Source organism: Pradoshia sp., from assembly GCF_051873915.1.
GTDB lineage: Bacteria > Bacillota > Bacilli > Bacillales > Pradoshiaceae > Pradoshia.
In genome coordinates this window covers 7,600-17,009 of the sequence record NZ_JBJEFJ010000050.1, presented here as the reverse complement: position 1 = coordinate 17,009, position 9,410 = coordinate 7,600, and the positions used below count along the sequence as shown (strand labels likewise).

The following is a 9,410-nucleotide window of genomic DNA, read 5'->3' as shown; positions in this document are numbered from 1 at the left end:
GCAATACGACGGATTGGATCCGGCATTGTCGCAGAGAATAACAAGGTTTGGTGATCATCAGGCACAGAAGACAAGATGGATTCGATATCCTCGATGAAGCCCATGTTCAACATTTCATCCGCTTCATCAAGAACGACTGTATGAACATTGTTCAAACGAATCGTTTTTCTGTTGATATGGTCAAGAAGGCGTCCAGGTGTACCAACGATGATATGCGGGCGTTTTTTCAACGCACGGATTTGGCGAGAAATATCTTGTCCGCCATATACTGCAAGGACGCGGGAGCGATTGCCTGCTCCAATTTTGTAAAGCTCTTCTGAAACCTGGATTGCCAGCTCACGTGTTGGAGCAATAATCAAACCTTGGATTTCGTCTTTCTTTACATCAATTTTTTCAATCATCGGAATTCCGAAAGCAGCTGTTTTACCAGTTCCTGTTTGAGCCTGTCCAATTAGATCTCCGCCCTCTAATGCGAGAGGAATCGTCTCAGATTGGATTGGAGTTGCTTCTTCAAACCCCATTTTTTCTACTGCTCGTAATGTGTTGCGGCTAATTCCTAATTCACTAAATAATGCCATTAATTTTTCTACCCCTTTTTCAAATAGGTGTTTTTAACAATTGCTTCAATATATTTTTCATTCCTGTCTAACAGGATTAGGTGTCAGTTCAATATTCCTGTCGCACAGGGTTCGATCTCATAAAAAAAAGCGGCCGAAAATACCCCCGGCAGCATGAGTTCATAAGTCCAATTCATTTGGAAAATGTTCATGAAACGCATGTAATTACTTTATGGTATCAAATACATAGCCGGATTGCAAATATTGTGGACTGCTAAAATATACATGAGCCTTTTTATGTGTGCAAGAACTCATACACTTTTCCAAAGAGCCATTGATTATTCTCACAATGACAAATCAAATGATGACATTCATCAAGCCACACTGCTGTTTTTTCCTTCGATGCTACGGTGTCATATACATATTGGGTACTCTTATACGGTACAATGCCGTCCTGGAGGCCGTGAGCAATAAAGATGGGCACCGAAATATCCTGCAGACGCGGCCGGTATTGTCTGACCAGCCTTCTAAACTGCATAGCTGCAGAAAGCGGTGTATGCTTAATCTTCGCATGATAGCGGAGATATAGAGCATTATCTTTAAGCTGTCCGCGAAGCATTTCACGCCACAGTTCCCCAATCTCGATGGAGAGCTGTTTCGGCGAATAGTAGAAAACGGCTGGTGAAAGCAAAACCAATTTATCAATCGATTGATGAGCCGCTAATGTGGATGCAATCATGCCTCCCATCGAAAAGCCAACTACATAAATTGTATCACACTGACACTGCAGTTCATCAAGCGCCTTGCTTGCTGCATCCAGCCATTCGGTATAGGATATGCCTCTTAAACTGCCTCCCTCTTCATGTCCAGGGAGAACCGGACAGGCTGTGACCCAGTCTGTACGCTCTTTTATATATTCCATTAAAGGCTCCACTTCCAGCGGAGAACCAGTAAATCCATGAATAAAAAGGCATCCGATCATTTTATACCCCTAATTCTGTCTATTTAATATATTACCCATTTCCTTATTTTTATTATAAGGTTATGAATAAAAATAATAAAGAAGTCACCCATTTATGCTTTACCGCATGAAACAAATGACCTCTTTTTATTAACCCTTATAGAGCTCCAACAACCTCTTCAAGTCTCATGCCGCGGGATGCCTTCACAAGCACCAGCGCGTGAGGCTCTGTAAGCTCTTTTAATTTCTGAACGAGCGCCTGTTTATCATCGAAGTGGAAGACGCGTTCTGCGCCAAGGTTCCCTTTCGCCCCTTCTGCTAGATTGGCAGACAATTCCCCATATGCTAATACATAATCAATTTCTTCTGTTATGAGTTCTCCCATTTTGTAATGGTAGGCAGCTTCTTCTGGTCCTAACTCGAGCATATCACCTAGAACGAGAATCTTCTTCGTGGCATCTGTCATGGCTTTCACGAGCTCAATGGCTGCTTTCATGGAAGTTGGACTTGCGTTATAGGCATCATTAATGATTTTCTCACCCTTCGCACCGAAGGTTACCTCCATCCGCATATTCGTTAATTTCAGCTCACTGAGACCCTTTGCGATTTCATCAAAGGAAACGCCCATTTCCCTGCCGACAGCAATGGCTGCCATCGAATTTAATACATTATGTGTACCAAGCACCGGCAGAAGGAATTCATGCTGACCTTCCTTTTCAATCGTGAATTTCATGTCATCCTGCCCCGATTCAATCTTAAGCGGGTAGTAATCATTCGTGAGGCTTCTTCCAAACGAGATTTTACGGATTTCCAGGTCGGTAACTCTGTTAATGAGCAGAGGTTCGTCACCATTATAAATTAAGACGCCGTCCGGCTTGAGCCCTTCTACAATCTCCATTTTCGCGTCAGCGATTCCTTCTCTTGAGCCAAGGTCAAGCAGATGGGATTCCCCGATATTCGTGATGATGGCTGCATCAGGTTGTCCGATCTTGGATAAGAGCGAGATTTCCCCGCGGCTGCTCATCCCCATCTCCAGTATAAGCATCTCGGTATCCTCAGGAGCCGATAACACAGTCAGCGGCAGGCCAATATGATTATTGAAATTCCCGCTTGTCTTGTGGACTCGATATTTCGTTCCCAATATGGACGCCGTCATGTCCTTTGTCGTCGTTTTCCCGTTTGAGCCTGTGATGCCAATTACCTTCGTATCGAGCTCATTCAAATAGGCCTTTGCTAATTGCTGCAAGGCCTTTAGACTGTCATCAACAAAGACGAGGGCTGCCCCTTCTGGCGGATTCGGCTGATTATGTTCCCAAAAGCTCGCTGAAGCTCCTTGCTCGAATGCCTGCTGGACATGGTCATGACCATTGCTTTTCTCTCCTTGGAGCGGCACGAAAAGATTGGCATTCGTGATTTTTCTCGTATCTGTTGTGACGCCCGCTACCACGACCTCTTTCATTGAATCGTGAATTTGTCCGTCTACCATGGCTGCAATTTCAGCTAGTGTACGTTTAATCATGTTAATCCTCCATTACTTTTTCGTCCCTGAAATTCAGGTAAGTACATACCATTCAGCATGTACTTACCCTTATCAATACATCTATAGGCTTAGATGGTGTATTTAATTTTTTGTTTTTCCGCATGGCGTTCAAGAGCTAATTGGATAAGCTTTTCAATCAGCTGCGGGTATTCTACGCCCGTATGCTTCCATAGCAGTGGGAACATACTGAACGGCGTGAATCCAGGCATGGTATTCACTTCGTTAATATACGCTTTACCCTCCGCAGTCAAGAAGAAGTCCGCTCGCACTAGTCCAGAACAATCTAATGCTTTGTAGGCTTTAATAGCCATTTCCTTTAGATTCGCATATTCTTCCTCAGTGATCTCAGCCGGGATGACTAAAGCCGTATCACCATCTTCATATTTCGCTTTATAATCATAGAAATCTTTTTTCGGGATAATCTCACCTGCGACAGACACTTCCGGATAATCATTGCCAATCACGCCAAGCTCAACCTCACGCGCCTTGACACCTTCTTCAATGATGACTTTGCGGTCGAATTGGAACGCCTCCGCAAAGGCTGCCAGAAGCTCCTCACGATTGTCTGCCTTGCTGATTCCAACACTTGAGCCGAGATTAGCTGGTTTCACAAAGCAAGGATAGCCGATCTCTTTTTCGACTTCGTCACAAACTGTTTCTTCATTGCCTGTATATTCTGAACGAAGATAGGATGAATATCCCACTTGTGTAAGTCCTGCCTGTGCAAAGATATTCTTCATAACAACCTTATCCATCCCTGCAGAGGAAGCAAGCACACCATTTCCAACATAAGGGATATTCAACAGTTCTAATAATCCTTGAACCGTTCCATCTTCCCCGTTTGGTCCATGCAGAAGCGGGAAGACAACGTCAAAGCCTTCACCAGATTCTTGTGGGACAATGCTGTTAAATCCAGTTGCTTCAATGGCTCCCTCATTCGTGCCAAATTCCAATTGTTTCACGGATTCGACCGGCCCTTCAAGCTGAGGTCCCTTGATCCATTGACCCTCTTCATTTATGTAAATCGGATGTATATCAAATTTAGAAGCATCCAATGCTTTAATCACAGCAAGCGCTGTTTGCATTGACACTTTATGTTCAGCAGATTTTCCGCCATATAATAACCCAAGTCTAATTTTCATTTAAACGTACCTCCGTTAATTAATCCATAGTCTATTGTATCATTCCCCTTCAGAACATGAAATGAATCCTGCGAGCTGAATAGTCCATTCTGGGCAAATCACACATTCATCTTATTATATGCATTTTTTCATCCTGGTTGTGAATATTTTAAAAGAGAAAACCTCCCTTTTTATAGGGAGGTTAATTAATTTAACGAACAAGCGTCCATTCTTTTTGTTTCTTCTGGAAAACAAGCTTCGCTGTCTGCCTTGTACGATATACATTTTTCAGCTCATGCTCAAGGTCATCCTCATGGGAGAAGTCCCCGACAGACCATACTGGTATTTCAGCTGTCTGCCTCGTATTAATAGATTTCTCGAAGCTGATAATGGCACCTTCATTAAAGATTGGGGACAATTGCTTGATCATTTCTTGCGGCACATCAGGCAGACTGACCTTTTTCTTTGTGCCAAAAAAGCTTCGCTCCGCCTTGCTCCATTCGGCCAGCTCAGGAATCATTCTGGATAGAATCTCATAGAAATCCTGCCAGCTGCGATAGTAAATCTTATTATAGAGGCCATCCTCCTGCGTTAAATAGACAAAGCGATTATTCATTTTCTGATAAAAAGGGGAACGTAAATGATTAAAGGTATGCCGCACATATAAAATCTCGGCAATCTCCCACGGAGCAAGCTCCTCCAGCCCGTCAATATCCTCAAAGTCCATCCAGACCAGCTGTTCGATTTCCTTGCCGTTCTCCTTGCAAAACCGCTTATAGGATGGAAAGGTTACATAATTAAAGTGTGTATGCATGTCAAATTCAACATCCATGAAAGGATGGTCAAGCAGCAATAAATTCTCAGGCAACTCCTTCATTGCCTGCATGAAGGAGCAGAAATCAATCCCAAACGAAGCAACGAAATGTTCTGCCTCTTGTTTATGAAGATAGATGAAATCTCTCTTAACACTTCTCATTATTACAAACCCCTCCGACATATACCCATTCAGAAATACCTGTCTGAGCACGCAACTGCCAATCTATTTAAACGCATCGAAATACTTATTCTAGACAAATAATAAGTCCGTTCTTTCTTCCCTTATATTTTAGACGAATTAAACGTAAAAAAGATTCATAAATCGGGAAAAAAATCATATTGTAAAATGGCTGTAACATTGGTAAAACACATGGATAGATTTTGCCCTGTTTTTAAGGCATTTAACCATAATAAACCTATCGTATCAGGATGAAATCCCCAAGTCGAGAAGGGAGCATCTATCGGCTTAATTATCGGCAGGAAGACCGAAATCTACATTCTTGCCTTCTTTTTCAAGATAATATGTACAAAAATGGGCGGTGGGCAACAATCAGTTTGTTCCCCACCGCTCATTCGCTCTTTAGAGTTTTAATCTTTGCAGACGCAAAGCATTCAATACAACACTGACCGAGCTAAACGCCATCGCTGCTCCTGCGAGCCATGGGGCAAGCAGTCCGCAGAAAGCCACCGGAATGCCTAATGCATTATAGCCAAATGCCCAAAAAAGATTCTGTTTGATGTTCCTCATGGTCTGCCTGCTTACATATAAAGCATCGGCAACACCTTGCACATCACCCTTCATCAGCGTAATATCAGCTGCCTCCATCGCCACATCAGTGCCTGTGCCAATTGCAATGCCGACATCAGCCAATGCAAGCGCTGGGGCATCATTAATCCCGTCACCGACCATGGCAACCTTTCTGCCTTGCGTTTGAAGATTGCGAACCTCATTAGCTTTTCCTTCAGGGAGCACTTCCCCGATGACATGCGTGATTCCTGCCTGCTTAGCAATCGCCTCCGCCGTACGCTGATTATCTCCGCTGATCATCCATACTTCAATACCCTGGGTTTGCAGTTCTTTGACAGCACGAGCGGATTCTTCTTTGATTGTATCAGCAACAGCCACGACTGCGGCAATCTCTTCATCAACGGCCACAATCATAGCCGTTTTGCCCATACTCTCTAATTCAGCCATCAATGGTTCAACGTCCATAATGGGCAAGCCTGCCTGCTCGACCAAGCGCCTTGTACCGACACGAATCTGCCGGCCATCAAGCTCAGCGACAACGCCATATCCCGGAACAGCCTCAAAGGACGAGACTGCCTTTAATTGCAGCTGGCGTTCTCTTGCCGCCTCCACAATTGCTTCAGCCAGAGGATGCTCAGAGGGCTTTTCAACAGCCGCCGCAATCTGCAGCACTTCCTCCTCACTCCATTGACCCAGCAGCTTGATATCCGTTAAGGCAGGCTTTCCATAGGTAAGCGTCCCCGTTTTATCAAAAATAACCGTATCAATCTGATGGAATGTTTCTAAATACTCTCCACCTTTAAATAGAATGCCATGTTCAGCCGCCCTGCCGGAACCTGCCATAATGGAGGTCGGCGTAGCAAGCCCTAATGCACACGGGCAGGCAATAACGAGGACAGCAATCGTATTCTCCAATGCCTCACTGAAATTGCCTGGTGAAACGATGAAATACCAAGCAATAAAGGTAAGGATGGCAATTCCGACGACGATTGGCACGAAAATCCCGGAAATTTTATCAGCCAATCGCTGGATAGGTGCTTTAGAGCCCTGGGCCTGCTCGACCACTTTAATAATTTGCGCGAGCGCTGTATCCCTGCCAACCTTAACCGCCTTAATCTTGAGGAAGCTGTTCTTATTGAGTGTTGCACCATACACCCTATCTCCAGCTTGTTTATCAATCGGTACACTTTCTCCTGTAAGCATGGATTCATCCACACTGGAGGATCCTTCTATGACCTCTCCATCGACCGGAATTTTCTCTCCTGGCCGCACATAAATAAGATCATCCACACGGACCTCCTCAAGCGGAACGGTCACTTCCTCATTGTCACGAATAATAACAGCAGTTTTCGGCTGGAGGCCCATCAGCTTCTTAATAGCCTCTGAGGAACGCCCCTTCGCTTTTGCTTCAAACAATTTGCCCAGCAAAATCAACGTGATTAAGATGGCACTCGTTTCAAAATAGAGAGCTGGATGATGGCCAGCATGACCTGCACTTCTAATGGCTTCATATAAGCTGTAGAAATAGGCAGCAGATGTTCCGAGTGCGACCAAAACATCCATATTGGCACTTCCATTGCGAAGCGCCTTATAGGCCCCCTCATAGAATTGCCAGCCGATAATAAACTGAACTGGTGTCGCAAGGGCTAATTGCACCCATGGGTTCATCAAGAACTCCGGCACATACATCCATGACGTAAAGCTAAAGTGTCCGAACATCGTCCATAGCAATGGAAAAGCCAGGATAGCCGAAATAATGAACTTCCACTGCTGTTTCTTAATGGCCTTCTCGCGCGGGTTATCCTCTTTTGCTTCTGCATCCTCTTTCAACGCTGCATGATAGCCAAGCTTCTCGACTCTCTCAATCAGGTCCCTCTCAGACACCTGGCTTTCATCATATTCAACCGTACCTTCTTCTAAGGCAAGATTCACATTTGCCCCAATGACACCGTCCATTTTTGATAAGCCTTTTTCAATTCTCGTTGCACAGGCAGCACAACTCATTCCTGAGATGACGAGATTCGTCTGCTTCGTTGCCACACCATATCCGATTTTCTCCACCTTATCCTTGATGTCCTGTACAGTTATCTTTTTAGGATCGTACACTACTGTGGATGTCTCGGTAGCGAGATTAACGTTGGCCTCTTCGATTCCGTCCATCTTGCCAAGAACCTTCTCTATTCGTGCTGAACAAGCCGCACAGCTCATTCCAGTCACTTGAAAATGAACTTCCTTCATTCCTTTCACCTCTCTAAGGAAGAAACCAATGGCCTATAAGGGGGGTTATTCTACCTCATATCCTTGGTCATCAATGGTTTCCTTAATAGCATCAAGCGTAACCGCGCTTTCATCGTAAGAAACCTCAACCTTGCCCCCGTTTAAATCAACAGCGACCGTTTTCACTCCTGCAAGACCTCCTACACTCTCCTCCACTGCCTTTACACAATGTCCGCAAGACATACCGCTTACTTTCAATACATCTGTTTTCATCTTTATTCCTCCTATTTTTTCATTAATTTTTGTATGGTAATCAAGACTTCATCCAGAACCTCTGTGTCCCCATCCTGTATTCTCTCGAGCACACAGCTCTTCATATGGCCCTCAAGCAGGAGCTTGCCAACTGAATTCAGTGCTGACTGTGTTGCTGCAATTTGGGTAATGACATCATCGCAATAAACGTCCTTCTCGATCATGCCCTTGATTCCGCGTATCTGTCCCTCAATACGATTAAGACGATGGACCAGATTACGCTTTGTTTCCTCTGAGTGGTGGCTTGTTCTTGCCGTTGTATGCTCACAGCAATCTAATACTTTCTCATCGCCGTCGGTCATCTAAAGCCCCCCTTTCATAATGTTCTCTTCTACGTTAACATACCCCCTGGTGGTATGCAATAGATTCAAACTAGGGAAATGCCAATATTTCAATCTTTTTCATCCATCATTATTGTGGGATATAATAAACAGTATCTACAATAAAAAAGGAGACATGTGCTTTGCTTACAATATATCTAACAAGACATGGACTAACCGAATGGAACGTAAACCGCCGCATGCAAGGCTGGGGCAATGGAGAATTAACGGAGAAGGGCATCAGGGATGCGAAAGCACTTGGCAATCGCTTAGCTGACACCACTATTGATAAAGTGTATAGCAGCTCCTCAAAACGAGCATATGAGACAGCCCAATATATTATTGGCGACCGTGAAATCAGTCTCATTCAAATGGATGATTTGCGCGAAATGAACTTCGGAGATTGGGACGGCCGTATCCGTGAAGAGGTGGAGGCTGAATACCCAGAGGATTTCAAGACATTCTGGGAAAAACCGCATCTTTATGACCGCAATTCCGGCGAAACCTTTGAACATGTTAGAAAAAGAGCTGTTCAAGCATTTGAACGCATTATTGAGGAGAACAAAGAAGGAACCATCCTTATCGTTACCCATTCCATCTTCCTTCGTGTTCTGATGACGTATATCAAGGACATCCCGCTCTCTGATGTCTTTAAAGCCACACCTCCCGGCAATACAAGCCTAGCTAAAGTAGAGGTAGAAAACGGCCAATTGAACTTAATTTTTGAAAACGATATGCAGCATGTTGAATAATGACTACGAAAACGAGCTGAGACAAAACCTAATTAATTATTCTTCCTGTTAAATAGCAGTTGGAAA

9 protein-coding genes are annotated in these 9,410 nt (G+C 44.2%); 1 reads left to right on the top strand and 8 read right to left on the bottom strand.

Annotation, left to right across the window (positions count from 1 at the left end; translation table 11 throughout):
- The 8 genes from ACI35L_RS05280 to ACI35L_RS05245 form a co-directional block, all read right to left on the bottom strand.
- Positions 1-578, bottom strand: a 578-nt coding sequence (locus ACI35L_RS05280; protein WP_439802392.1) for a DEAD/DEAH box helicase, incomplete at its 3' end; no start/stop codon positions are given.
- A gap of 274 nt (positions 579-852) precedes the next feature.
- Entirely contained in the window at positions 853-1,539 is a 687-nt protein-coding gene (locus tag ACI35L_RS05275) for an alpha/beta hydrolase (protein WP_439802391.1), read from the bottom strand.
- Between the two features lie 136 nt (positions 1,540-1,675).
- Positions 1,676-3,037 (bottom strand): UDP-N-acetylmuramoyl-tripeptide--D-alanyl-D-alanine ligase, encoded by a 1,362-nt coding sequence (locus ACI35L_RS05270; RefSeq protein WP_439802390.1) that lies wholly within the window; start codon positions 3,035-3,037, stop codon positions 1,676-1,678.
- 89 nt (positions 3,038-3,126) lie between these two features.
- Positions 3,127-4,200: a D-alanine--D-alanine ligase gene (locus ACI35L_RS05265; protein ID WP_439802389.1), complete on the bottom strand. Its 1,074-nt coding sequence runs from the start codon at positions 4,198-4,200 to the stop codon at positions 3,127-3,129.
- A 190-nt stretch (positions 4,201-4,390) separates the two neighbouring features.
- Positions 4,391-5,155 (bottom strand): hypothetical protein, encoded by a 765-nt coding sequence (locus ACI35L_RS05260; protein ID WP_049672456.1) that lies wholly within the window; start codon positions 5,153-5,155, stop codon positions 4,391-4,393.
- A 420-nt stretch (positions 5,156-5,575) separates the two neighbouring features.
- Positions 5,576-7,981, bottom strand: a complete 2,406-nt coding sequence (locus ACI35L_RS05255) for a heavy metal translocating P-type ATPase (RefSeq protein WP_439802388.1) — start codon at positions 7,979-7,981, stop codon at positions 5,576-5,578.
- A gap of 45 nt (positions 7,982-8,026) precedes the next feature.
- Positions 8,027-8,233, bottom strand: coding sequence for a copper chaperone CopZ (gene copZ / locus ACI35L_RS05250; RefSeq protein ID WP_049672458.1), 207 nt, complete (start codon positions 8,231-8,233; stop codon positions 8,027-8,029).
- A gap of 11 nt (positions 8,234-8,244) precedes the next feature.
- A complete protein-coding gene (locus tag ACI35L_RS05245; RefSeq protein ID WP_049672459.1) occupies positions 8,245-8,574 on the bottom strand; it encodes a metal-sensitive transcriptional regulator in 330 nt (109 codons plus the stop codon).
- A gap of 161 nt (positions 8,575-8,735) precedes the next feature.
- Here ACI35L_RS05245 and ACI35L_RS05240 point away from each other — a divergent pair, with 161 nt between their 5' ends.
- Complete coding sequence (locus ACI35L_RS05240) at positions 8,736-9,344, top strand: histidine phosphatase family protein (RefSeq protein WP_439802387.1); 609 nt, start codon at positions 8,736-8,738, stop codon at positions 9,342-9,344.
- The last annotated feature ends 66 nt before the right edge of the window (positions 9,345-9,410 follow it).

Coding starts and splice junctions, on each gene's coding strand:
- ACI35L_RS05275 (WP_439802391.1), bottom strand. CDS start 1,539: ATGATCGGATGCCTTTTTATTCATGGATTTACTGGTTCTCCGCTGGAA.
- ACI35L_RS05260 (WP_049672456.1), bottom strand. CDS start 5,155: ATGAGAAGTGTTAAGAGAGATTTCATCTATCTTCATAAACAAGAGGCA.
- copZ (WP_049672458.1), bottom strand. CDS start 8,233: ATGAAAACAGATGTATTGAAAGTAAGCGGTATGTCTTGCGGACATTGT.
- ACI35L_RS05245 (WP_049672459.1), bottom strand. CDS start 8,574: ATGACCGACGGCGATGAGAAAGTATTAGATTGCTGTGAGCATACAACG.
- ACI35L_RS05255 (WP_439802388.1), bottom strand. CDS start 7,981: ATGAAGGAAGTTCATTTTCAAGTGACTGGAATGAGCTGTGCGGCTTGT.
- ACI35L_RS05265 (WP_439802389.1), bottom strand. CDS start 4,200: ATGAAAATTAGACTTGGGTTATTATATGGCGGAAAATCTGCTGAACAT.
- ACI35L_RS05270 (WP_439802390.1), bottom strand. CDS start 3,037: ATGATTAAACGTACACTAGCTGAAATTGCAGCCATGGTAGACGGACAA.